23 protein-coding genes are annotated in these 23,861 nt (G+C 71.6%); 8 read left to right on the top strand and 15 right to left on the bottom strand.

The features are described from left to right. Entirely contained in the window at positions 1 to 816 is an 816-nt protein-coding gene (locus JJI54_RS06385; RefSeq protein WP_203071927.1) for an alpha/beta fold hydrolase, read from the top strand. Beyond that, positions 813 to 1,799 carry a ketopantoate reductase family protein gene (locus JJI54_RS06380; RefSeq protein WP_203071925.1) on the top strand — a complete coding sequence of 329 codons (987 nt, stop codon included), beginning with the start codon at positions 813 to 815 and terminating at the stop codon, positions 1,797 to 1,799. Before JJI54_RS06385 ends, JJI54_RS06380 begins: the two co-directional genes overlap by 4 nt. On the opposite strand, the gene JJI54_RS06375 is transcribed toward JJI54_RS06380, so the two are convergent. From JJI54_RS06375 to JJI54_RS06355, 5 genes are read right to left on the bottom strand one after another with little or no spacing between them, the layout of a single operon-like run. Next, positions 1,789 to 2,748, bottom strand: coding sequence for a Bug family tripartite tricarboxylate transporter substrate binding protein (locus JJI54_RS06375; RefSeq protein WP_203071923.1), 960 nt, complete (start codon positions 2,746 to 2,748; stop codon positions 1,789 to 1,791). The genes JJI54_RS06380 and JJI54_RS06375 overlap by 11 nt on opposite strands. Positions 2,749 to 2,751: 3 nt before the next feature. Beyond that, complete coding sequence (locus JJI54_RS06370; RefSeq protein ID WP_203071921.1) at positions 2,752 to 3,315, bottom strand: carboxymuconolactone decarboxylase family protein; 564 nt, start codon at positions 3,313 to 3,315, stop codon at positions 2,752 to 2,754. Between the two features lie 11 nt (positions 3,316 to 3,326). Then, complete coding sequence (locus JJI54_RS06365; protein ID WP_203071919.1) at positions 3,327 to 4,145, bottom strand: alpha/beta fold hydrolase; 819 nt, start codon at positions 4,143 to 4,145, stop codon at positions 3,327 to 3,329. A 1-nt stretch (position 4,146) separates the two neighbouring features. Then, the gene (locus JJI54_RS06360) at positions 4,147 to 4,926 is read right to left on the bottom strand and encodes an SDR family NAD(P)-dependent oxidoreductase (RefSeq protein WP_226381393.1); all 780 of its coding nucleotides are present in this window, start codon (positions 4,924 to 4,926) and stop codon (positions 4,147 to 4,149) included. Further along, positions 4,926 to 5,768, bottom strand: coding sequence for a polysaccharide deacetylase family protein (locus tag JJI54_RS06355; RefSeq protein WP_203071917.1), 843 nt, complete (start codon positions 5,766 to 5,768; stop codon positions 4,926 to 4,928). The genes JJI54_RS06360 and JJI54_RS06355 overlap by 1 nt, the downstream gene beginning before the upstream one ends. Positions 5,769 to 5,890: 122 nt before the next feature. On the opposite strand from JJI54_RS06355, the gene JJI54_RS06350 reads away from it, so the two are divergent. Both JJI54_RS06350 and JJI54_RS06345 read left to right on the top strand, forming a co-directional pair. Further along, entirely contained in the window at positions 5,891 to 7,108 is a 1,218-nt protein-coding gene (locus JJI54_RS06350; protein ID WP_203071915.1) for an MFS transporter, read from the top strand. Positions 7,109 to 7,136: 28 nt separating this feature from the next. Next, positions 7,137 to 7,907: a fumarylacetoacetate hydrolase family protein gene (locus JJI54_RS06345; RefSeq protein WP_203071913.1), complete on the top strand. Its 771-nt coding sequence runs from the start codon at positions 7,137 to 7,139 to the stop codon at positions 7,905 to 7,907. Between the two features lie 69 nt (positions 7,908 to 7,976). On the opposite strand, the gene wrbA is transcribed toward JJI54_RS06345, so the two are convergent. The 3 genes from wrbA to JJI54_RS06330 form a co-directional block, all read right to left on the bottom strand. After that, positions 7,977 to 8,594 carry an NAD(P)H:quinone oxidoreductase gene (gene wrbA / locus JJI54_RS06340; RefSeq protein WP_203071911.1) on the bottom strand — a complete coding sequence of 206 codons (618 nt, stop codon included), beginning with the start codon at positions 8,592 to 8,594 and terminating at the stop codon, positions 7,977 to 7,979. A gap of 166 nt (positions 8,595 to 8,760) precedes the next feature. Beyond that, positions 8,761 to 9,738, bottom strand: a complete 978-nt coding sequence (locus JJI54_RS06335) for a 2-dehydropantoate 2-reductase (RefSeq protein ID WP_203071910.1) — start codon at positions 9,736 to 9,738, stop codon at positions 8,761 to 8,763. After that, on the bottom strand, positions 9,735 to 11,258 hold the full coding sequence (locus JJI54_RS06330) for an acyl--CoA ligase (RefSeq protein WP_203071908.1): 1,524 nt from the start codon (positions 11,256 to 11,258) through the stop codon (positions 9,735 to 9,737). The genes JJI54_RS06335 and JJI54_RS06330 overlap by 4 nt, the downstream gene beginning before the upstream one ends. 18 nt (positions 11,259 to 11,276) lie before the next feature. Between JJI54_RS06330 and JJI54_RS06325 the strand changes: the two genes are divergently transcribed. The 4 genes from JJI54_RS06325 to JJI54_RS06310 all read left to right on the top strand — a co-directional run bounded on the left by JJI54_RS06325 (position 11,277) and on the right by JJI54_RS06310 (position 16,012). Further along, positions 11,277 to 12,689 carry a murein hydrolase activator EnvC family protein gene (locus JJI54_RS06325; RefSeq protein ID WP_203071906.1) on the top strand — a complete coding sequence of 471 codons (1,413 nt, stop codon included), beginning with the start codon at positions 11,277 to 11,279 and terminating at the stop codon, positions 12,687 to 12,689. 180 nt (positions 12,690 to 12,869) lie between these two features. After that, a complete protein-coding gene (locus JJI54_RS06320; RefSeq protein ID WP_404817598.1) occupies positions 12,870 to 14,279 on the top strand; it encodes a S41 family peptidase in 1,410 nt (469 codons plus the stop codon). A 22-nt stretch (positions 14,280 to 14,301) separates the two neighbouring features. After that, a complete protein-coding gene (locus JJI54_RS06315) occupies positions 14,302 to 15,498 on the top strand; it encodes a divergent polysaccharide deacetylase family protein (protein ID WP_203071904.1) in 1,197 nt (398 codons plus the stop codon). Positions 15,499 to 15,529: 31 nt separating this feature from the next. Continuing rightward, the gene (locus tag JJI54_RS06310) at positions 15,530 to 16,012 is read left to right on the top strand and encodes an RNA pyrophosphohydrolase (protein WP_203071903.1); all 483 of its coding nucleotides are present in this window, start codon (positions 15,530 to 15,532) and stop codon (positions 16,010 to 16,012) included. Positions 16,013 to 16,150: 138 nt separating this feature from the next. Here JJI54_RS06310 and JJI54_RS06305 read toward each other — a convergent pair whose 3' ends face one another. The 7 genes from JJI54_RS06305 to atpA form a co-directional block, all read right to left on the bottom strand. Beyond that, positions 16,151 to 17,137 (bottom strand): Bug family tripartite tricarboxylate transporter substrate binding protein, encoded by a 987-nt coding sequence (locus JJI54_RS06305; protein WP_203071901.1) that lies wholly within the window; start codon positions 17,135 to 17,137, stop codon positions 16,151 to 16,153. Between the two features lie 59 nt (positions 17,138 to 17,196). Then, entirely contained in the window at positions 17,197 to 18,336 is a 1,140-nt protein-coding gene (locus JJI54_RS06300) for an endo-1,4-beta-xylanase (RefSeq protein ID WP_226381392.1), read from the bottom strand. Positions 18,337 to 18,338: 2 nt separating this feature from the next. Further along, entirely contained in the window at positions 18,339 to 19,202 is an 864-nt protein-coding gene (locus JJI54_RS06295; RefSeq protein ID WP_203071899.1) for a ferritin-like domain-containing protein, read from the bottom strand. Positions 19,203 to 19,354: 152 nt separating this feature from the next. Then, positions 19,355 to 19,765: an ATP synthase F1 subunit epsilon gene (gene atpC / locus JJI54_RS06290; RefSeq protein WP_203071897.1), complete on the bottom strand. Its 411-nt coding sequence runs from the start codon at positions 19,763 to 19,765 to the stop codon at positions 19,355 to 19,357. 190 nt (positions 19,766 to 19,955) lie between these two features. Further along, positions 19,956 to 21,383 carry a F0F1 ATP synthase subunit beta gene (atpD, locus tag JJI54_RS06285; RefSeq protein WP_226381391.1) on the bottom strand — a complete coding sequence of 476 codons (1,428 nt, stop codon included), beginning with the start codon at positions 21,381 to 21,383 and terminating at the stop codon, positions 19,956 to 19,958. A 16-nt stretch (positions 21,384 to 21,399) separates the two neighbouring features. Continuing rightward, the gene (locus tag JJI54_RS06280; RefSeq protein WP_203071894.1) at positions 21,400 to 22,284 is read right to left on the bottom strand and encodes a F0F1 ATP synthase subunit gamma; all 885 of its coding nucleotides are present in this window, start codon (positions 22,282 to 22,284) and stop codon (positions 21,400 to 21,402) included. 38 nt (positions 22,285 to 22,322) lie between these two features. Further along, complete coding sequence (atpA, locus tag JJI54_RS06275; RefSeq protein ID WP_203071892.1) at positions 22,323 to 23,861, bottom strand: F0F1 ATP synthase subunit alpha; 1,539 nt, start codon at positions 23,859 to 23,861, stop codon at positions 22,323 to 22,325.

Raw genomic sequence — 23,861 nt, 5'->3', positions numbered from 1 at the left:
ATGATCGAGCCGACCCTGTCGCGCTTCACCAGCAGCGACGGCATCAGCCTGGCGTATCGGATCGACGACTTCACCGATCCCTGGCGGGACCAGGGCATTCCCGTGCTGATGCTGCACGCCGCCATGGGCCGCTATCGCCGCTGGTATGCCTGGACGCCGATCATCGCCCGCCAGCACGCCACCATCAGCCTGGAACTCCGTGGCCATGGCTCGTCCGAAGTGCCCGGCGCCGATATGCCCTTCAGCCTGGAACGCCTGGTGCAGGATGCGCGGGAATTGCTGGACCTGCTCGCCGTCCCGCGCGTTCATGTCGTAGGGCTCTCCGCCGGCGGCTATGTCGGCCAGCGATTGGCCATCGAGAGCCCGGAGCGCGTCGCGACGCTGAGCCTCTTCGCCTCCACCCCCGGCCTGAAGGGCACCCAGGCGGCCACCTGGCCGGCGCGCATCGGCCAGGTCGGGATCGAGGCCTTCGTCCGCGCCACCGCCAGCGACCGCTTCGGCCCCGATGCCGATCCCGCGCTGGTGGACTGGTTCTGCCGCCAGGTCGGCAGCAACGACCCCGCCTGGATCGGCCGCTTCGTCACGCACATGTCCTCCCGCGACTGGACCGAGGACCTGCCCCGCATCGCCTGCCCCACGCTGATCGTCGCGCCGGGCCATGAGCCGATCGGGGAGAACAACACCTATGAGGTGATGGCGAAGGCCATCCCGAACGCCGAACTCGTCGAGTATGACGGCATGCCCCACAACATCGGCGACGCGGCGCCGGAGCGTTGCGCGGCAGAGGTGCTGCGCTTCCTGGCGGCGCGGGCGTGACGATCCTCGTCATCGGCGCCGGCGCGGTCGGCGGCTACATCGCCGCCCATCTCGCCCGCGCGGGAGAGGCCGTGGCGGTGTTGGAGCCGTGGGCCCCGAACCGCGAGGCGATCCGCGCGCATGGCCTGGCGGTGGAGGAACCCTCCGGCGATTTCCGCATCGACCTGCCGATGATCGACAGCGCGGCGGAGGTACCCGCCATGGCGCCCGGCCTCGTCATCCTCTGCACCAAGCTCGCGGATTCGCCGGCGATGGTCGCGGCGCTGGAGGGTACGCACCGCGCGCGCTACCTCGTCACGCTCAACGCGCTGGCGGATCTCGACCTGGCGGCGCGGATCGGCGCGGATCGCGTCATGGGCTGCATCGTCACCGGCCTTTTCGCCAATCTGGTCGCACCCGGCCGCCTGCAACGCCACCGCCGCCGCCATGATGGCGGCGCGGCCAGCTTCCGCATCGGCGAGGTCGCCGGCCCCGCCACGCCACGCATCCAGGCGATGGTGCAGCGCCTCGGCCAGGTGGACAGGGCGGAAGCGGTGGATGACCTGCCGGCCGCGCGCTGGACCAAGCTGGTCTTCAACGCCATGACCTCGCCGCTCTGCGCGCTGCATCGCACCAACCTGCACGCGCTGTTCACGGAAGCGCCGATGCGCGCGGCGATGCAGGCGGTGGCGCTGGAAGTCGTGGCCGTGGCGGATGCCGCCGGCGTCACGCTGGATGCGATCTGCGGCATCCCCGGCGCCACCTGGACCGCCGCCGCGCGCGGCGATGCGGGCGCGGCCTCGGCCGTGGATGCGGGGCTGCTGGCCTATGGGCGCAAGGTCGATCCCGCCGCCATCAGCGGCATGGCGCAGGATCTGGCGCGCGGGCGGCGGACGGAGGTCACGCTGATCAACGGCGCGGTGGTCGAGCAGGCCGCCCGGCACGGGCTGGCCGCGCCGCTCAACCAGGGCGTGGTCGAACGGCTGGAAGCGCTTACGGGCTGAGCCCCGCGCTGCGCACGATGCGGCCGAAGCGCTCCACGTCGTCGCGGATGCGCGTGGCGAATTCCTCCGGCGTGCTGCCGACGGGCGTGATGCCAAGCTCGCCGAAGCGCGCCAGCACCTCCGGCGCGCGCAGCGCCTGCACCACGGCGGCGTTGCAGCGCGCCACCACCTCCTCCGGCGTGCCCTTCGGCGCCACCAGCCCCCACCAGGTGCCGATCTCGTAGCCCGCCAGCCCCGCCTCCGCGACGGTGGGGATGGCCGGATAGATCGGATTGCGCGCGGGGTCCGTCACCGCCAGCGCCTTCAGCCGCCCCGCATCCACCAGCGCCTTGACGGCGGAGAGCGACATGAAGCCGAGGTCCACATGCCCCGCCGCCAGGTCCGTCAGCGCGGGCGTATCGCCGGCATAGGGCACGTGTTCCATGCGCGTGCCCGTCATCTCCTGGAACAGCACGGCCGCGAGGTGCGGCGGCGCGCCGGCGCCGGAGGAGGCGAAGTTGTACCGCCCCGGCGCCGCCCGCAGCAGCGCGATGAGGGAAGGCACATCCGAGGCCGGCAGGTCCGGCCGCGTCACCAGCATGAAGCTCGATGCCGCCACGCGGCTGATGGGGCGGAAATCCGTGACGATGTCGTAGGTCAGGTTGCGCATCAGCGCCGGCGCCAGCGTATGCGCGCCCGCCGCCATGAACAGCGTGTAGCCATCCGCCGCCGCCCGCGCCGCCTGCGCCGCACCCAGCGTGCCCGCCGCGCCACCACGATTCTCGATCACCAGCGGCTGGCCCAGCACGGCCCGCATCGGCTCCGCCACCGACCGCGCGACGATGTCGTTCGCGCCGCCCGCGGGGTAGGCGACGATCACCGTGATGGGCCGCCGCGGCCATCGATCCTGCGCCATGGCCAGGGACGGCGTGGCCAGCGCGGCCAGGGCCAGGGTGCGACGGCGGATCATGGCTCAGCCTCTCTCGGCGGTGGCGTGGAAATGCGTGGCGGCGTCCAGCACCTGCGGCGCATCCGGCTGCACCTCCATCGCGATGATGGAGGAGGCGAGGCAGAGGTAGTAGCCCGCGGTGATGTTCACATCCGTGATCCGGCGAGGGGAGAAGGCCGCCCGCATCCGCGCGAAGACATCGGCCGGCACGCCCTTCAGCGCGGCATAGGCGAAGACATAGGCGCAGAGCGCGCTCTCCGCCTCCTCCAGCCCCTCCGGCACGCGGCCATCGCGCAGCGCCTGCAGCTGCGCCTCGCTCAGCCCCGCCTTGAGGCCGAGCGGCGCGTGGTGGTGCCAGGCATAGGCCACGCCTCGCCCGGTGATCAGGATCACCAGCTCCTTCTGCTTCTCCGTCAGGTCGGTGCCGTAGCGGCAATAGCTGCCGAGATCGACGATCGCCGAAAGCCCCGCCGGCGCATGGGCGAAGGACTTCATGACGTTGGAGACGATGCCCCGCGTGCGCAGGAATTCGGCATAGGCCGCGGCGAGTTCGGGGGATTGCGCGGGATCGGCATCCGGCAGTCGCATGGCGTCGCTCCTCATACGGGATGGCCGAATCTGTCGCGGTGGAAGGCCAGGATGTCGGCCACGCAGCGATCCGGCATCATGTCCGCGATGTTGTGCGGCATGTGTTCGTATTCCGCCATGCGCACATCCGGGATGCGGTCGCGCATGAGGTCATAGACATTCGCCTCCCCCACCGTCTCGCCCCCCGGGAAGATCACCAGGGTGGGGCAGGCGATGCGGTGCAGCTCGCCGCTCCAATCCTGCGTGGTGTTGTAGCCGATGAAGCGGGCGAGGAAGCCGGCATCGTTCTCTGCCGTCTGCTTCAGGAACCATTCGACCAGGCCGGGATCGGTGGTGGCCAGGTCGAAGCGCATGGCGATGGTGTCCGTCAGGAAGGGCGTCAGCCCCTCCTGCGCGATGCGCGTCAGCCAGCCGCGCGCACTCGGGCTCAGCCCCGGCGTCGATCCCACCAGCGCCAGGCTCCGCACCTTCTCCGGATGCTTCAGCGCGAGATTCTGCGCGACATAGCCGCCGGCGGAATTGCCCGTGACATGCGCGGCCTCCAGCCCCAGCAGCGCCATCAGCTCCGTCACATCCGCCACCAGCCGGTCCATGTCGAATTGCTTGTCGGCGGGCGGCACGGATGACGCGCCATGCCCGCGCAGATCCATCCGCACCAGCCGGAAATGCCGCGCGAGCCCCGGCACCCAGGAATAGAAGCGCTGCGAATTGCCCATGGCGGAATGCAGCAGCAGCATCACCGGCGGCGTGCGCCAGGGATCGGTGAAGTCATCGATGTAGTAGGCGATCCGCTCGCCATCGCTGGTGGTGAAGTGGGCGCGTTCCGTCATCTCAATAGGCCGATCGCCCGCCATCGGCGGGAATGGTGGCGCCGGTGATCATCCGCGCGGCGTCGGTCGCCAGGAACACCGCCGTCGCCGCGATATGCTCGGGATCGCCGATCCAGAAGGGATATTCCTTCGCGCGGTTCACGGGGTCCTGCGGATCGCGCCCGGGCACCGCCGCTTCCTCCAGCGTGCCGAAGGTGCGGATGACGCGCTCCGTCATCACGCGGCCGGAGGCGATGCAATTCACCCGCACGCCCTGCTTCGCGTAATGCCCCGCCAGCGCGCGGGTCAGCGACAGGATCGCGCCCTTGGCCGCGCTGTAGCAATGCGCGGGGTTGGCGCCCCGCAGCGCGGCACCGGAGGACATGTTGATCACCGCGCCACCACCCGCCGCGATGATGTGCGGGATCACGTGGCGGCAGCACAGGAAGGTGCCGCGCAGATCGAGGTTGATGGTGCGGTCGAAGGCCTCCAGCGGTACTTCCGTCACCGGCCCATCCATCGGGTCCGTGCCGCCCGCGGTGTTGTAGAGCACGTCGATCCGCCCGAAGCGCGCGACGGCTTCGGCGACGCCCGCCGCGACGCTCTCGTCCTGCGTCACATCCATCGTCACGGCCAGCGCTTCACCGCCGGCATCGCGCACGGATCGCGCCGCCGCCTCCGCCCGGTCCGCCAGCAGGTCCGCCACCACCACCGCCGCGCCCGCCTGCGCGAAGGCCCGCGCCGCCGCGCTGCCGATGCCGCCACCACCACCCGAGATGAAGGCGACCTTCCCCGCCAGCATCACGCCTGCCCCGCCGCGACACGGTCCCGGTATTCCTGCTGCACCTGTTCCAGCGTGCGGAACTCGGCCCCCATCTTCGCCACGCCGTCGATCAGCTTCTCCAGCATCATCATGCGGTGGCCGCGGCCGATGACGTAAGGGTGGAAGGTGAAGACCAGCATTCCCCATTCATTGGTGCGGGTCATGTATTCGAAATCCGCCAGCCAGTTCTCCAGCACCGCATTCGCATTCGCGAGCCCCGGCATCACCGCGCCACCAACGCGGAAGAACTCGAAATGCGGATGGTCGTCGAGCGACCAGGAGATCGGAATCTCCACGAGGTCCGTCACCTCCCCGAATTGCAGCGGCTGGTCCGCCACGCAGACATCGCCGCGCCGCGCGAAATAGGGCTGGCAGTCATGCCCCATCATGCTGCTGTCGTACTGGCATCCGTGCTGGCGGATCAGATCGATGGTGCGGTCGCTGAGGTCCCAGGAGGGTGACCGGTAGCCGACCGGCCCCTTGCCCTGAAGCTCCTTGATGGCCTCGACGGCGAGCGCGAATTCATCCGCCTCCTTCTGCGCCTCCAGCGCCGCGGGCGGCACATGGCTCCAGCCGTGGTGACCGATCTCGTGCCCCTCCCTCAGGATGCGCTCGCAGGCCCGCGGATAGGTCTTGATGACGACGCCGGGCACATACCAGCTCGCCTTGATGCCGCGGCTGCCGAGCAGGTCCAGGATGCGCCCCGCGCCCACCACGCCGAACTCGCCGCGGGATACCGGCGTCGGCGTCGTCATGCCGCGGGATGCGAAGCCCGACCAGGTATCGAAATCGAAGGAGAGGCAGGCGATGTGGCGCGGCATGGGCGGCTCCCCCGCGCGCGGGGACTTCGCGCCGCGCGCCTGACGTGACTATCGTGGCGGAGCATGGACGCCACCCCAGCACGCCGCAAGGCGTTGCCCCCGCCGCACCGGCGCGTTGCGTGATGGGCATCCCCGCCTGGATCGCCGCGCTGTCGGCGACGCTGCTGATGCAGACCGTCGCCTCCTTCCTCACGCAATCGCTGCCCGTGGTGGCGCCGCTGATCACCGCCAGCGCCGGCCTGCCGCCGGAGGCGATCGGCAACCTCGCCGCGCTGGTGGCCCTCGGCACCGTGCTGTTCCTGCTGCTGGGCGGGCCCTTCCTGGCGCGCTTCGGGCCGGTGCGCACCTTGCAGGCGGGGGCTGCGATCTCGGCGATGGCCATGCTGGTGGCGGCGCAGGGTTCCGCCGCCGCGCTGGTGCTGGCCTCCCTGCTGCTCGGCATCGGCTATGGCCCCTCGCCCCCCGCGGGCAGCCGCATCCTGGCGGCCACGGCGCCGCCCGGCCACCGCACGCTGATCTTCTCCGTCAAGCAGGCGGGCGCGCCGCTGGGCGGTGCGCTGGCGGGCCTCGCCACCGCGCCCATCGCCGCGCAGTTCGGCTGGGTGGTGGCGCTGCTGGCGACCATCGCCGTCGCGCTGCTCGCCGCCGCCATCATCCAGCCACTGGAACGCACGCTCGACGTGGAGCGTGATCCCACGCAGCGCCTCACGATCCTCACGCTGTTCCGCCGTTCCACCTGGCTCGCCCCCATCGCGGCGCTCGGCCTGCATGGCGCGCTGCCGCCGCTGACCGTGCTGGCGATGAGCTTCGCGACGCTGCAGGGCTGCCTCTTCACCTTCACCGTCACCTGGCTGACGGTGGACCACGGCATCGGCCTGGTGCAGGCCGGCACCGCCTTCGCCTGCATGCAGGGCGCGGGCGTGGTGGCGCGCATCGTGCTCGGCTGGCTCGCGGACCGCACGGGCCAGCCCTCGCTGAACCTGCTGGTGCAGGCGGGCGTCGCCTGCGCGGCCGGCATCGCCTTCGCGCTGATGCCGGGCGATGCCGCGCCCTGGCTGATCTACGCGCTGTCCGGCCTGGCGGGCTTCGTCGCCGCCAGTTGGAACGGCATCTACATGTCGGAGGTCGCGCGCCTGGTGCAGCCCGCGCAGGTGGCGGCCGCCACCTCCGGCTCCACGCTCTTCACCTTCCTCGGCTACCTCGCCGCGCCGGTCTTCTTCGCGCTGATGGTGTCGCTGACCGGCAGCTGGACGCTCGCCTTCCTGCTGGCGGCGGGGCAGTTGGGCGTGGTGGGGCTGGGGGCGGCGCTGCTGTTGCGGCGCGCCATCCGGCGTGGCTAAAGCTGCCGCGCATCACGGGGGAACGGGCATGGCACTCTGGGTCCGCTACGCGCGCAACGGGCAGGAAGGCTTCGGCACGCTGGAGGGCGAGGCGATCCAGCCGCATGAGGGCGACCTCTTCGCCGGCGCCACGCCCGCGGGTCCGGCCTTCCCGCTGGCCGAGGCGACGCTGCTGGCCCCGGTGCGCCCCGCGGTCTTCATCGGCCTCTGGAACAATTTCGCCGAGGCGGCCGCCAAGCAGGGGCTGACGCATCCGGAGTCACCGCTGTTCTTCCTGAAGTCCCCGCGCAGCGTCGTGGGGCCGGACGCCACCATCACGCCGCCGCCCGGCTACACCGGCCGCGTGATCTATGAGGGCGAGCTGGGCCTGGTCATCGGCAAGCGCGTGTCGAATGCGAGCGAGGAGGAAGCCGCGGCGGCGATCTTCGGCCTGACCTGCGTGAACGATGTGACGGCGCTGGAGACGCTGACGGCCGAGGCTTCCTTCCCGCAATGGGCGCGGGCCAAGGGCGCGGACAGTTTCGGCCCGGTCGGCCCCGCCATCGCCACGGGGCTCGACTGGTCCACGCTGCGCGTGAAGGTCGCGCTCAATGGCCGCATCCGCCAGGATTACCCGGCGGCGGACATGATCATCCCGCCCGCGCGGATCGTGTCGCTGCTGTCGCGGGACATCACGCTGGAGCCCGGCGACCTGATCGCCTGCGGAACCAGCGTCGGCGCGCTGCCGATGCGCCCCGGCATGACCGTCGAGGTCACGATCGAGGGCATCGGCGTCCTTCGGAACACGTTCAGCGCTTGAAGGGCCTCGCGGTCCAGGGTCCCGCTGGACCCTGGCGGGGGGTTGCAGGGGGGCGGCGCCCCCCTGCGATCAAGCGAACAGGTTCCCGCCCGCCTTCACCGCCGCCGCCACCTTGGCGACGTAGCGCCCCTGGAACCGCGCGCCCTCCAGTTCCACCGCGGAGGGCTGGCGGCTGCCATCGCCATCCGTGATGGTGGAGGCGCCGTAGGGGCTGCCGCCCTTCACCTCGCCCACGCCCATCTGCCCCTGGAAGGCGTAGGGCAGGCCCACGATGACCAGGCCGAGATGCATCAGCGTCGGCAGGAAGGTCAGGATGGTGCTCTCCTGCCCGCCATGCTGCGTGGCGGAGGAGGTGAAGACGGAGCCCACCTTCCCGTTCAGCGCGCCGCGCGCCCAGAGGCCGCCGGCCTGGTCGATGAAGTTCCGCATCTGGGACGTCACGCTGCCGAAGCGCGTGCCGCTGCCGAAGATGATGGCGTCGTAGTTCGGCAGGTCGTCCACCGTCGCGATCGGCGCGGCCTGGTCCAGCTTGTAGTAGGATTTGCGCGCGACTTCCTCCGGCACCAGTTCCGGCACGCGCTTGATGTCCACCTCGGCGCCGGCGGCGCGGGCGCCTTCGGCCACGGCCTGGGCCATGGTCTCGATATGGCCATAGGCGGAGTAGTAGAGCACGAGGACGCGGGTCATCGGACAGGCTCCCAATCGGGTTGCGTTGGCCGCCTTCTCGCGCCGCGCCGCGTGGCGCGCCATCAGCCGGCGGTGATGATGATCAGAAGCCCGGCGGATGACCCGCCGGGCATCACCACGGCCCTACCATGCGCCAGGGGCGCGCCGATTGACGGAATCCGCCGCCTCAGTAGCAGCCGGCCACCCGCGCCCGGGCCCGCACCAGGGCCAGCACCGTGTCGCAGGTCGGCACCGGCACCTCCACCAGCCCCGCCAGTTCCACCACGGCGCCGAGCAGCGCGTCGATCTCCATCGGCCGCCCGCGTTCCAGGTCCTGCAGCATGGAGGTCTTGTGCGCCCCCACCTCCGCGCCGCCCGCGATGCGCTTGTCCACGTCGATGGCGAAGCGCACGCCGAGCTTCTCCGCCACCGCCTGGCCTTCCAGCATCATGGCGCGGGCCACGGCCCGCTGGCCGGGATCGCCGATCAGCACGTCCAGCGTCACGCCCGTCAGCGCGCTGATCGGGTTGAAGGCCATGTTGCCCCAGAGCTTGACCCAGAGCTCGTCGCGGATCTTGGGCCGCACCGGCGCCTTGAGCCCCGCCGCGATCAGCGCCTCGCTGAGCGCCGCCACGCGCGGGCTGCGGCTGCCATCGGGTTCGCCGAGCGTGAAGCGGTCGCCATAGGTGTGCTCGATCACGCCGGGCTCCGGCACTTCCGCCGCCGGATAGACGATGGCGCCGATGGCACGGGACGGGGCGAGCAAGTCGCTGACCACGCCGCCGGGGTCCACGCTCTCGACCCGCCGCCCTTCATGCGGGCCGGCAAGCCTGTGAAAATACCACCAGGGAATGCCGTTGACGGCGGAAACGATGGCCGTCTCCGGCCCCAGCAGCGGCTGCATCTGCTTCGCCGCGCCCGGCAGCGAATGCGCCTTCAGCGTGACGACGACGTAGTCCTGCACGCCCGCTTCCTCCGCGGTCGCGACGGCGCGGACGGGCACGGTGATCTCCGTGCCCTCGCTCCGCAGCACCAGGCCCTTCTGCTGCATGGCGGCCAGGTGCGGGCCACGGGCGATGACCGTGACCTCGTGGTCGCCCTTGGCGGCGAGCTTCGCCGCCATCAGCCCGCCGATCGCGCCAGCGCCGAAAACGCAGATCTTCACAGCGAAAGCCCCAGCTTCTCCGCCAGCCCGATGCGCATCAGCTTGCCCGTCGCCCCCTTCGGGATCTCCGGCAGGAACACCACCTTCCGCGGCACCTTGAAGTCGGCCAGGTGCTTCGCCGCGAAGTCGCGCAGCTCCCGCTCCGTCAGCTCCATGCCGTCCCGCAGCACCACCGCCGCGCCCACTTCCTCGCCCAGCTTCGCGTGGGGGATGGCGAAGGTCAGCGCCTGCGCCACGGCCGGGTGGTCGGAGAGGATGCCATCGACCTCCAGCGGCGAGACCTTCTCCCCGCCCCGGTTGATGAGTTCCTTCAGCCGCCCCGTCAGCATCAGGAAGCCGTCCTCGTCGAACATCCCCTGGTCGCCGGTGCGGAACCACCCGTTGGTGAAGGCCTTCGCGTTGGCTTCCGGGTTGGCCTCATACCCCTTGGTCACGTTCGGCCCGCGGATCACGACCTCCCCGATGCCGCCCTTGCCCATGATGGTGCCGTCATCATCCATGATGGCCACCTCCGGCCCCGCCGGCAGCCCGACCAGCCCCGGCTTGCGCGGGCCCGAGAGCGGGTTGGAGCACATCTGGTGGCTCGCCTCCGTCATGCCGTAGCTCTCCACCAGCGGCACGCCGAACACCTCCTCCAGCTGCTTCATCACCGGCCCGGGGAGGGAGGCGGAGGAGGATCGGATGAAGCGCAGCGGCGCGCGCTTGATGATCTCCGCATTGCGGTCCGCCCGCGCCAGGATCGTCTGGTGCATGGTCGGCACGGCCGTGTACCAGGACGGCCTTTCCTCATCCATCCAGCGGAAGAACTTCAGCGCGTCGAAGCCCGGCGTGCAGCAGACGGAAGCGCCCGCCCCCAGCGAGGACAGCACCGCCGCGATCAGCCCGTGGATGTGGAACAGCGGCATGATGTTGAGGCAGGCATCGGCCGGCGTCAGCGCCAGCGTCGCGCCGATGTGGCGGGCGGAGGCGCAGATATTGCCCTGCGTCAGCGGCACGATCTTCGGCCGCGCCGTGGTGCCGGAGGTATGCAGCACCAGCGCCACGTCATCCTCCCCCGCCATGCCCGGGGCGGAAGCGCTGCCCGTGGGCCCGCCCTCCAGCGTGAAGGCGCCCGCGCCGGCGGCCGCATCCGGCACCAGCTCGATGATCGGCACGCCGAGCTTCGCCGCCGCGCCCCGCGCCGGCGTCTCGTTGCCCTTCAGCACGATCAGCGCCTTGGCCCTCAGATCCTCGATGTAGAATTCGAATTCCTCGCCCCGGTAGCTCGGGTTCAGCGGCGCGGTGGTGGCGCCGGCGGCCACCGCCACGAAGGCGGCGGCCATCTCCGGCCCGTTCGGCAGCACCATCGCCACCCGGTCGCCCCGCCCGATGCCGCGCGCGTTCAGCGCGGCGACCGTCGCCTCCGCCAGGCCACGCAGGGCCCCGTAGGTCAGGCTCGCCCGCCCCTCCGTCGCGCGGATGGCGGCGGCGCCCGCCTCGCCCTGTTGCAGCAGTTCCGCCGTGGTGCGGTAGGCAACCATCCGGAAGTCTCCCCTTGCTTGCCCCGGAGTATGGCGGCGGCGCTGGCCGGGCGGAAGGGCGCGAACTGGCCGCGGCGCCGCCCCTGGTGCTACCCAGGGCCGGTGCCGATCCGCCGCTGGATGATCCCGCCCGGCCCCTGGGCCCTGCTCTGCCTCGCCATGCTGGCCACCCCGGCCCTGGCGCAGCCCTCCGCGCGCGACCTGCGGGAGGCCGAGCGCACCGCCACCGAACGCCGCCGCGCCGCCGAAGCCGCCACCGACCGCGCCCGCGCCCTGGCGGAGGAGGAGATCGCGCTGGCCGGCCGGCGGGTGGAAGCCGCCGCCCGCGCCCAGGCCGCGGAAGCGGCGGTGGACCAGGCGCGGCAGGACCTGATCGCCGCCCGCCGCCAGGTCCAGGCCGCGGGGGCGGAGATGGCGGCCCGCGCCGCCGCGCTGCGCCCGCTGCTGCCCGTCATGCTCCGCCTCTCCCTCTGGCCCGCGGAAACCGTCCTGGCCGTGCCCGGGGAGCCCGAGGACACGCTGCGCGGCGCGCTCGTGCTGCGCGGCCTGGTCCGGCGGCTGGAGGAGGAATCCGCCGCGCTGCGCCGCGCCGAAGCCGCCGCGCGGGATGCGGAGGCCCTGGCCGCGCGGGAAGCCGCGGCGCTCGCCGCCGCCGAAGCCGCGGCGCGGGAGGCCGAGTCGGCGCTGGAGGCCGAACTCGCCGAGGCCCGCCGCCGCCGCGGCGCGGCGGAGGAGCAGGAGGAACGCGCCGCCACCCGCGCCGCCGAAGCCGCCGCCCGCGCCGGTGACCTGGCGGAGGTCCTGGCCCGGCTGGAGCGCGAAAGAGTGAGGCGGGAGGCCGAGGAACGCGCCAATGCCGCCGCCCGCGCCGCGGAAGCCGCCCGCCGCGCGGCGGAGGAAGCGCGCGAACGCCGCCTGGCCGAAGCCGCCCGCGCCCGCGCGGCGGCGGAGGAAGCCCGGGCCCGCGACGAAGCCCGCGCCCGCGCGGCCAGCCGCCCCGCGGCGGAACCGCCCCCCCGCCAGGCCGCGGCCCCGGCCGCGCCCGTCGTGCCCTCCGGCGGCCGCGCCGTGCCGGTGGCCGGGCGGGTCGCCACCCAATGGGGGGAAGCCGTCGCCGGCGGCCCGCACCGGGGCCTGACCTATGCCGCGGCGGGGGGGGCGCGCGTCGTCTCCCCCTGCAATGGCCGCGCCGTTTTCGCGGCGCCCTTCCGATCCTTCGGGCTACTGTTGATTGTGGATTGCGGGGGAGGATACCATTTTGTTCTGGCCGGCCTCGATCGGCTCGACGCCGCGGCCGGGCAGAGGCTGCTGGCGGGGGAGCCGATCGGTGTGCTGGGCGGGGCTGGCGCTGCGGGCGGTTCCCTCTATGTGGAGCTTCGGCGCAACGGGCAGCCGGTGGATCCGCGGCCCTGGTTCGCGGCGCGGGGGTAAACCCCGGGGTCATCTCCCCGGGTCATATTGGTCAGGTCATGGGCCCGTCGGCCCGGACCCAAGGATGCGGGTGGTCGCATGGGCGACGTGTCTGGACGGCAGGATGATCAGCGCGGCCCCAAGGGCGATGCGCGGATACCGAGTCTCGGGCCGGTGATGGCGCCAGCGGCCCCGCCCCCGGTGTCCAGGCGCCGGCGCCTCGGCACCTTCGGGGCCGTGACCGCGGCCTTCGTCGCCGGCGCCGTGATCGGCCCGGTGATCGCGCTGCCCACCATCCAGGCCTGGGCGCAGGATGGCGGGCGGGCGGAGACCTACCGGCTGCTCAACCTCTTCGGCGACGTCTTCGAACGCATCCGCGCCGAATATGTGGAGCCTGTGACCGACCGCGACGTGATCGAGAACGCGATCAACGGCATGCTCCAGGGCCTCGACCCGCACAGCAGCTACATGAACCCGCGCAGCTTCCGCGACATGCAGGTGCAGACGCGCGGCGAATTCGGCGGCCTCGGCATCGAAGTCACGCAGGAGGGGGGGTACGTCAAGGTCATCTCGCCCATCGACGACACCCCCGCCGCCCGGGCCGGCGTGCGCCCCGGCGACCTCATCACCCATCTCAACGGCCAGTCCACCCAGGGCCTGACCCTGCAGGAAGCGGTGGAGCAGATGCGCGGCGAACGCGGCACCGCGATCCGCCTGACCATCCGCCGGGAAGGCGAAAGCCGCCCGGTCGAACTCTCGCTGACGCGCGACGTCATCCGCCCGCAGGTCGCCCGCTTCCGGCTGGAGGGGAACGACATCGCCTATGTCCGCCTCTCCTCCTTCAATGAGCAGACGGAAGGCGCGCTGCGCCGGGCCATGACCTCCATGCGCAACCAGGCGGGCACCAACCTCAAGGGCGTCATCCTGGACCTGCGCAACAATCCGGGCGGGCTGCTCGACCAGGCCGTGCAGGTGGCGGACGACTTCCTGGACCAGGGGGAGATCGTCTCCACCCGCGCCCGCCGCCCGGAAGACGCGCAGCGCTGGAACGCCCGGCCGGGCGACATCGCCCAGGGCCTGCCGATGGTCGTGCTGGTCAATGCCGGCTCCGCCAGCGCCTCCGAAATCGTCGCCGGCGCGCTGCAGGACCATCGTCGCGCAATCGTGATGGGCGTGAAGTCCTTCGGCAAGGGCAGCGTCCAGACCGTGATGCCCATCCCCGGCCAGGGCGCCATCCGCCTGACGACGGCGCGCTACTACACCCCCTCCGGCCGCTCCATCCAGGCCACGGGCATCGAGCCGGATATCGAGGTGCTGGCCGCCCGGGTGGAGGCGAATGCCCCCGCGCGGGACCGGGAAGCCGATCTCCGCCGCGCGCTGCGCAACGATGGCGAACGCGCCGCCGCCACGCCGCAGCCCGCGCCCCCGCCCCTGCCGCCGCTGAACCTGCCGGCGGGCGTGCTGGAACGCGTGGTGCGCGCCCCGGCCGAAGGCGCCGCGGCCTTCGACCCGACCAAGCCGGAAACCGACCACCAGCTGCAACAGGCGGCCCAGCTGCTGCGCGCCATCGCCGCCGCCCCCGCCCAGCCGCAGCGCCGCGCCCAGCGCTGATCCCACCGATGCCTGGCGGCCGATGAGGGTGACAAGCCGCCAGGCGCTGGCCGGATTCTGGGCCGGGCTGCTGCTCAGCCTGGGCGCCGGCGCCATCACGCTGCAATGGCTTGGCCCGCCCGCCGCGCCGGCGGAAGCCGGGGAGGCGACCCCCGCCACCCCTGTGGCGGAAGCCGCGCCTTCCCCGCCACCCGCCGCCGCGCCACCCCCGGCACCGGGCGCCGCCACCCAGGCCAGCGCGCCCGCCAGCGCCGCCGCCACCCCCGCCGGGGCCTCCGCCGGCGCGCCCGCAAGCACCCCAGCCGGCACCCCGGCGCCGGTCCTGGCGCCGGAACCGCCCCCGCTCGCCGCCCCCGCCACGCGCCGCGCCGCGGCGGACCCCGCCATCCCGCCGCCGGACCCGCAGCTGCTGGAACCCTCCCGCCACGGCGCGCCCATCCCGAAGCTCGGCCCGGATGGCCGCACCGCCATCCGCACCTATGCAAGGCCCTTCGACCGGGAGGATCGCCGCCCCCGCATCGGCCTGATCGTCGGCAACATGGGCGCCTTCGCCCAGCATTCGGAGGAAGCGATCCGCCGCCTTCCCGGCGCCGTCACCCTCGCCTTCAGCCCCTACGCCACCCGCCCCGAACCCCTGCTGGAACGCGCCCGCGCCCGGGGGATGGAGGTGCTGACGGCGCTGCCCCTGGAACCCGCGGGCTATGGCCGCGATGCCGATCCCGGCGACCGCGCCCTGCTGACCACCCTGCCGATCGGCGAGAATATCGAGCGCCTGGAATGGGCGCTCTCCCGCACGCCCGCGCAGGTGGGCGCCATCGGCGCGCTGTCCCGCATGCGGGGCGAACGCTTCGCCCAGAACGGCGAATTGCTGGCCCAGATGCAGCAGGCGCTGCACGGGCGCGGCCTGCTCTACATCGATCCGCGCCCGGGCGCCCCCCAGCCCGCCCGCGCCATCGGCCGCACCGTCGATGTGCTGCTGGACGAACCCTCCGAGACCCGGGGCGAGATCGAGCGCCGCCTGGCGGAGCTGGAGGCGCTGGCCCGCGCCAGCACGCCGAGCTCCGCCCTCGGCCTGGTCGGCAACCCCACCCCCGCGGCCGTCGCCGCCATCCTCTCCTGGGCCAGCGGGCTGGAGGAACGCGGCGCCGTCCTGGCCCCCGTCACCACCATGCTCCGCCGCCCCGCCGAACAGGCCGCGCCCGCCACCGCGACTCGGTGACGATCCGGGGGCGCGGCGCTACAAGCGCCGCATGAGCCCCCTCCCCTACCGCCCCAATGTCGGGGCCGTCCTGTTCAACCGGGATGGCCTGGTCCTCGTCGCCCGCCGCGCGGACATGCCCAATGCCGAAGGAAGCTCTGGCGGCTGGCAGCTGCCGCAGGGCGGGGTGGATGAGGGGGAGGACCTGCGCGTCGCGGTGCTGCGCGAACTGGCGGAGGAGATCGGCACCGGCAAGGCGGAGATCATCGCCGAACACCCGGAATGGCTGACCTACGACTTCCCGCCCGAACTCCAGCGCATGCGCATGGCGCAGAAGTATCGCGGCCAGCGCCAGCGCTGGTTCGCGCTGCGCTTCACCGGGGCGGACAGCGACATCCGGCTCGACGCCGATCCGCACCCGGAATTCGATGCCTGGCGCTGGGCCAGGATCGAGGAGCTGCCGGACCTCGCCGTCAGCTTCAAGCGCGCGATCTATGAGGAGCTGGTGCGGGCCTTCGGACCGCTCGCCCGGTGATGGCGGGGAAGGCGCTGCCTTCCCCGCACCCCATCCGCCAGGGGGCAGAGCCCCCTGGACCATCGTCAATGGGTCCCGGCGCAGGGTCCGGCCGGAGGCTGGCGAGGGGGGAGCGGCACTTCCCCGTCCCGCCGGCCTCTATTCCGCCGTCGCCCCGCTGATCTCCACCAGCTGCTTCCAGCGATCCTCCTCCGCCCGCCAGAAGGCGAGGAAGGCGGCCGGCGTCGCATCCACCACCGGCTGGAAGCCGATCGGCACCAGGCGCTCGGCGAAATCCGGGGCGCGCACCACCTGCACGATCGAGGCATGCACCCTCTCCAGCACCGGCGCCGGCAGCCCGGCCGGGGAGACCACGGCATACCAGGCCTGCGCGTCGATCCCCTGGCCCGGCAGCAGCTCATCCATGCCCGGCACATTCTCGATCCCAGGCACATAGGTCACGCGCGCGGCGGACCCCACGGCCAGCGCCCGCACGCGGCCCTCGCGCACATGCGGCATCAGCGCCGGCATCACGTCGAACATCATGTCGATGTTGCCCGCCACCAGATCCTGCACGGCCGGCCCGCCGCCGCGATAGGGCACATGGGTGATGTCCACGCCCGCGGCGCGCTTCACCCGCTCGATGAACAGGTGGCTGGTGGTGCCGGTGCCGGAGGACCCCATGGAGACGCGGCCCGGATTGGCCTTCGCGAAGGCGATCAGCTCCGCGAAGCTGCGCCAGGGGCGCTGCGCGTTCACCGCCATCAGGATCGTGCCGGTGGAAACCCGCGTCACCGGGCCCAGCTCCCGCAGCGGGTCGATCGGCATGCGGTTGCCGTAGAGGAACTTGTTGGCCGCCAGCGTATTCGCCGCCGCCAGCATCAGCGTGTGGCCGTCCGGCGCGGATTGCGCGACATGCTGGCTGCCGATGTTGCCGCCGGCGCCGGCGCGGTTCTCCACCACGAAGGGCTGGCCAAGCATCGCCTGCAGGCGTTCGGCCAGCATCCGCGCCGTCAGGTCCAGCGCGCCGCCGGCCGCGATCGGCACGACGATGCGCGTCGGGCGGCTCGGCCAGGGGGCCTGGGCCAGGGCGGGTGTCGCCAGCAGGGCAAGCGGCGTCATCAGGGCGGCGCGGCGGCTCAGCATCGTCGTGGGTCTCCCGTGGTTGCGCGCACCATGGCAAGGCGCGGTCGTTTCGTCACCGTTCAGCCGGCGGGCAGGCCCAGATAGGCGCGGGCCAGGGCGCGCCACATCTGCTTGCGATTCAGCTCCCAGTCATAGGGCAGGCCGCGATGCACATCGCCGGCCGCCAGCGCCACCGCCTGGTCCCGGTGCAGCCAGGACCAGCGGTCGCTGATGCCCCAGGTCAGCAGGGTCCGCGCCCCGCCCTCGAAGGCCGCGGAGGCGAAGGCGTGGACGCGCTGCGCCACGGCGAAATCCCGCGCCGGGAAGTCGCCGACCGGCGGCCGCTGCTCCCGCACATCCAGCTCCGTGATCAGCACCTGCAGGTCGAGCGCCCGGATCTGCCGCACGAAATCCCGGAACTGGTCGGGCCGGAACGGATTGCGCAGCTGCAGATGCGCCTGGATGCCCACCGCATCCAGCGGCACGTTGCGGGCGCGCAGCCCGCGCAGCAGCCGCAGCAGCCGCTGGCGCTTCTCCTCGGAGGAGGGCGTGTCGTCCTCCACCCCGTAATCGTTCAGCGTGATGCGCAGCAGCGGGTCCCTCTCCCGCGCCGCGCGCAGCGCGATCGCGATGTAGTCGGGCCCCAGCGCCCGCAGCCAGGGCGTATCCCGCAGGTCGGTGGTGTTGCCCGCGGGTTCCGGCACGTCGGAGCCCGGCGGGTTGGCGATGGGTTCGTTCACCACGTCCCAGTCGCGGATGCGGGCGCGGGTATGGGCCAGCACGCGGTCGAAATGCGCCTCCATCACGGCGCGGGCGCGGCGAGGTCCCTCCCCGATCGCGGCCACGGCCCAGGGCGGCAGGTCCTGGTGCCAGACCAGCGCATGGCCGCGCACCGTCTTGCGGAAATGCGCGGCCCAGGCCAGCAGCGCATCCAGCGGCCCGGTCTCGAACCGCCCTTCCTCCGGCTGCAGCGCCGCGAACTTCCCTTCGTATTCCGGCACCAGCACGCTGGCTTCCTGCGCGACCAGGGCGGCGAAGTCCGGCTCCTCCGCGATCAGCTTGGCGGTGACGGCGCAGCCATAGGTCATGCCGCGCCCCGTCGCGATCTCCCCCAGTGGCCGGTCCGGCGCGCTGGAGGGCGAGAAGGGCTGCCCCAGCGCCGCCTGCGCCAGGAAGGGGGTCAGCAGCAGGGGCGCGGCCGCGCGCCGCGTGAGGTCCAAGGTCAGGCCGCCATCGCGGGGGACCGCGAATCATTCGCCGCGGCCGCCTTCGCCATCTCCTGCCGGAAGCGGTCGCGCCGCCATTCCAGCAGCTTCCAGGCGCCCCGCGCCGCCACGGCGGAAAGCCGCCCGCGCGGCTCCAGCCCGATCGACTTGAACACCATGCCCATGCCGCGCTCGATGTGGCGGAAGCGGTAATAGCCCATCGCCCGGCTCATATAGCCCGCGATGCAGCGGTCATGGCTGTAGGGCGTGTCCTCGCTCTCATTGCCGCAATGGAAGGCGAAGGCGAGTTCGTCATCCTCGCTCTCCCCGATCCGCCCCGCCGCGACCTTGAGGCGCTGGAGGAAGGACAGGTTCTCCCGCGCCAGGTACCGCTTCATGTGGTCGTAGAAGAGCTTGAAGTGCCGGTATTCATCCGCCGCGATCAGGCGGCAGATCTCCTTCAGCACCGGCTCCTCCGTCGCCTCGCCGAGCGCGGTGTAGTAGCTGCTGGTCCCGGTCTCCACCATGCAGCGGGCGATCAGCTCCCCGGTGCGGGACCCGCGGATGGAGGCATCGGCCTTGAGGTCGATCTGGTAGCCCGCGCGGTAGCGGGCGAAGGCGGCCTCGAAATCCCAGCCCGGATCGGCCAGCATGCCCCAGCGGCCCAGCGTGTCGCCGTGCTGCGTCTCCTCCACCCCCCAATGCTCCGCGGCGGCCTGGAAGGCGGGGTCATCGGCGAAGACGCGGGTGAGGTAGGTGACGTAGTCCGCCGCGTTGCGCTCCACCATCGCGGCCGCCTTGATCAGCGGCACCACGCCGGGATCGAGCTTCGTGCGGTCGAAGCTGTGCCAGGCCACCTGATCGATATGCCAGTGCTTCATCGACGGATCGCCACCCCTGCTGCGCGCCCCCTGTGCCCCTCGATGTTCGGCGGCGGGGCCGCGGATTCAAGCGGTCCTCAAACACGCCATGCCGAAACACGAAGGGCCGCGCCGCTCATCGCGGCGCGGCCCTGTCGCGGCATCGGTCGGGCTCAGGCCGCTTCGGCGACCGTGACGGCCACGCGCGCGGCCAGCAGCTTCGCCATCACGGCGTCGCGCTTCTCCGGCGTCTCGGCGCCCGCGGCGGCATAGGCGGCCTCGGCCTCCTTCAGCCGTGCCTCGGCGCCGGCCTTGGAGAGCTGCGCCACCGGCGTCGCCTCATCCGCCAGCACCGTGCAGCGGTCGGGCGTCACTTCCGCGAAGCCGCCGGCGACGTAGAGGCGTTCGGTGATCTGCCCGCCCTCGGTCACCGCGATCACGCCGCCGCGCAGCGTCACGATCATCGGCGCATGGCCCGGCAGCACGCCCATCTCGCCCTCGGCGGCGGGCAGCACGGCCATCTCCACCGCCCGGCTGAGCAGCAGCTTCTCCGGGGAGACGAGTTCGAGCTGGAAGGTGGCCATGGTCAGTCCCTCGCGCCGTCAGCAACACCAGGGCAGGAACGGCGCTGCCCCGCGAGTATCCGGCCGCAACGCGGCCGGCGCCGCCCAACTGCCCCCGCAACCCACGCACCCGTTGCGCGGCGAAGCCAAGGCGGCGGATGCCGCCGCCCGGCGTCTGAGGGCATCAAATAAAGACGATTGAAGAAGCCGCTTACGCAGCCGCCTTCAAGGTCTCCGCCTTCTTAACGGCTTCTTCAATCGTGCCGACCATGTAGAAGGCGGCCTCCGGCAGGTGGTCGTAGTCGCCGCGGCAGATGGCGGCGAAGCTGCGGACCGTGTCCTCCAGCTTCACGAAGACGCCCGGCGTGCCGGTGAAGACCTCGGCCACGTGGAAGGGCTGGGACAGGAAGCGCTGGATCTTGCGCGCGCGCGCCACGATCAGCTTGTCCTCTTCCGACAGCTCGTCCATGCCCAGGATGGCGATGATGTCCTGCAGCGACTTGTAGGTCTGCAGGATCTTCTGCACTTCGCGGGCCGTGTTGTAGTGCTCCTCGCCCACGATCCGCGGGTCCATGGCGCGGCTGGTGGAGTCGAGCGGGTCCACCGCCGGGAAGATCGCCATCTCCGCGATGGAGCGCGACAGCACGGTGGTGGCGTCGAGGTGCGCGAAGGACGTCGCCGGCGCCGGGTCGGTCAGGTCGTCCGCCGGCACGTAGATCGCCTGCACGGAGGTGATCGACCCCTTCTTCGTGGAGGTGATGCGTTCCTGCAGCGCGCCCATGTCGGTGGCCAGCGTCGGCTGGTAGCCCACGGCGGAGGGGATGCGGCCCAGCAGCGCCGACACCTCGGCGCCCGCCTGCGTGAAGCGGAAGATGTTGTCGATGAAGAACAGCACGTCCTGGCCCTGCTCGTCGCGGAAGTATTCCGCGACCGAGAGGCCCGACAGCGCCACGCGGGCGCGCGCACCCGGCGGCTCGTTCATCTGGCCGTACACCAGGGCCACCTTCGACCCTTCGGTCGTGCCCTCGCCCAGCTTGATGACGCCCGCATCGACCATCTCGTGGTAGAGGTCGTTGCCCTCGCGCGTCCGCTCACCCACGCCGGCGAAGACGGACACGCCGCCATGCGCCTTCGCGATGTTGTTGATCAGCTCCTGGATGGTGACCGTCTTGCCCACGCCGGCGCCGCCGAACAGGCCGATCTTGCCGCCCTTCAGGTAGGGGGCCAGCAGGTCCACCACCTTGATGCCCGTCACCAGGATCTCCGCGCTCGTCGCCTGGTCCTCGAAGGCCGGGGCGTCGCGGTGGATGGTGTAGGTCTTCTGCGCGCCCACCGGGCCGCGCTCGTCGATCGGCTCGCCGATCACGTTCATGATGCGGCCAAGCGTCTCGTTGCCCACGGGCACGGAGATGCCGGCGCCGGTGTCCACCACCTCGGCGCCGCGGACCAGGCCGTCCGTCGTGTCCATGGCGATGGTGCGCACCGTGCGCTCGCCCAGGTGCTGCGCCACCTCGAGGACCAGCGTGCGGTCGTCGATCTTGACGTGCAGCGAGTTCAGGATCGCGGGCAGCTCGGCGGGGAACTGGACGTCCACCACGGCGCCGAGAACCTGCGAGACCTTGCCGACATTGTTCTTCATGGCTGCGTGCTTTCCCTCAGACCGCCTCGGCACCGGAGATGATCTCGATCAGCTCCCTGGTGATGTTGGCCTGTCGCGTGCGGTTGTAGTTGAGCGTGAGCTTGTTGATCATCTCGCCCGCATTGCGGGTCGCGTTGTCCATCGCCGTCATCTGGCTGCCGAAGAAGCCCGCCTGGTTCTCCAGGATCGCGCGGTACATCTGGATCGCCAGGTTCTGCGGCAGCAGCGTCGCGAGGATCTCCTCCTCGCTCGGCTCGTATTCATACAGCGCCTGCGGCCCGGTGGCCGAAGCGGCCTCCCCCGCCGGCAGCATCGCCGGGATCATCTGCTGGGCGGACGGCACCTGGCTGATGACGCTGCGGAAGCGGTTGTAGACCAGCGTGCAGACATCGAACTCGCCGGCATCCAGCATGGCCGTGACGCGGGCGGCGATTTCCTGCGCATCGCTGAAATCGACGCGCTTCTTCCCCTGGAAGCTGATCTCGCCGACGACCCGGCTGCCGTATTCGCGCTTCAGGAAGGTGGCGCCCTTGCGGCCGACGGACAGCACCTTCACCGTCTTGCCCTCCGCCTCCAGCTCCCGGATCTTCGTCCGGGCGAAGCGGCTGACATTGGTGTTGAACGCGCCGGCCAGGCCGCGGTCACCCGTGACCACGACCAGCAGGTGGACCTTGTCGCTGCCGGTGCCGACCAGCATCTTCGGCGCGTCCGGGCTGCCCGCCACGGAAGCGCCGAGGGAGGCCAGCATGCGCTCCATGCGCTCGGCATAGGGGCGCGCGGCCTCGGCCGCCATCTGGGCGCGGCGGAGCTTCGCCGCCGCGACCATCTTCATCGCCTGGGTGATCTTCCGCGTGCTCTTCACCGAGGTGATCCGAGCCCGCAGCGCCTTGAGGCTGGCCATACGCCGCTATCCCCTTCGCTTTCCCCTTGGGCCCCGCCTCAGCCGAAGGACTTGGCGAAGCCGTCGAGGAAGGCGATCAGCTTGGCCTCGACGTCCTTCTTGATCTCGCGGTCGTTGCGGATCGAGGCGACGATCTCAGGCGCGCGCGCCTTGATCTCGGACAGCATCTGGCGCTCGAAGGCACCGACCTTGGAGACGGGCAGCGCATCGAGGTAGCCGCGCGTGCCGGCGAAGAGGCTGATCACCTGCTCCTCCACCGGAACCGGGCGGTACTGCGGCTGCTTCAGCAGCTCCGTCAGCCGCGCGCCGCGGGCCAGCAGGGCCTGCGTGGTGCTGTCGAGGTCGGAGGCGAACTGCGCGAAGGCCGCCATCTCGCGGTACTGCGCCAGCTCCAGCTTGATCTTGCCGGCCACCTGCTTCATCGCCTTGACCTGCGCGGCGGAGCCGACGCGGGAGACGCTGAGGCCGACGTTCACGGCGGGGCGGATGCCCTTGAAGAAGAGTTCCGTCTCCAGGAAGATCTGCCCGTCCGTGATCGAGATCACGTTGGTCGGGATGTAGGCGGAGACGTCGCCGGCCTGCGTCTCGATGACCGGCAGGGCGGTCAGCGAACCCTTGCCGAACTCGTCGTTCATCTTCGCCGCGCGCTCCAGCAGGCGGCTGTGCAGGTAGAACACGTCGCCCGGATAGGCCTCGCGGCCCGGCGGACGGCGCAGCAGCAGCGACATCTGGCGATAGGCGACTGCCTGCTTGGACAGGTCGTCATAGAAGATGACGGCGTGCATGCCGTTGTCGCGGAAGTATTCGCCCAGCGTGCAGCCCGTATAGGGCGCCAGGAACTGCATCGGCGCCGGGTCGGAGGCCGTGGCGGCGACGACGATCGAATACTCGAGCGCGCCGTTCTCCTCCAGCGTCTTCACCAGCTGCGCGACGGTGGAGCGCTTCTGGCCGACGGCGACATAGATGCAGTAGAGCTTCTTGTGCTCGTCATCGCCCGCGGCGGCGTTGGCCGCCTTCTGGTTGATGATGGTATCCAGGATCACGGCGGTCTTGCCGGTCTGGCGGTCACCGATGATCAGCTCGCGCTGGCCACGGCCGATCGGGATCAGGGCGTCGATCGCCTTGATGCCCGTCTGCATCGGCTCATGCACGGACTTGCGCGGGATGATGCCCGGCGCCTTCACCTCGACGCGCATGCGCGACGTCGCCTGGATCGGGCCCTTGCCGTCGATCGGGTTGCCCAGCGCATCGACGACGCGCCCGAGGAAACCCTTGCCGACGCCGACGTCCACGATCTCCCCGGTGCGGGAGACGGTGTCGCCTTCCTTCACGCCCTTGTCGTCACCGAAGATGACGACGCCGACATTGTCGGTCTCGAGGTTGAGCGCCATGCCCTTGATGCCGGCGCCGGGGAATTCCACCAGCTCGCCGGCCATCACGTTCTGCAGCCCGAAGACGCGCGCGATGCCGTCGCCGACGGTCAGCACGGTGCCCACTTCGGCCACATTGGCCTCGGCGTCGAAGCCGGAGATCTGAGCCTTCAGGATCTCCGAAATCTCGGCAGGACGGATCTCCAT

It is taken from the genome of Falsiroseomonas ponticola, assembly GCF_016805305.1.
GTDB classification, from domain to species: Bacteria; Pseudomonadota; Alphaproteobacteria; order Acetobacterales; family Acetobacteraceae; genus Falsiroseomonas; species Falsiroseomonas ponticola.
This window is presented reverse-complemented; position numbering and strand designations above follow the sequence as displayed.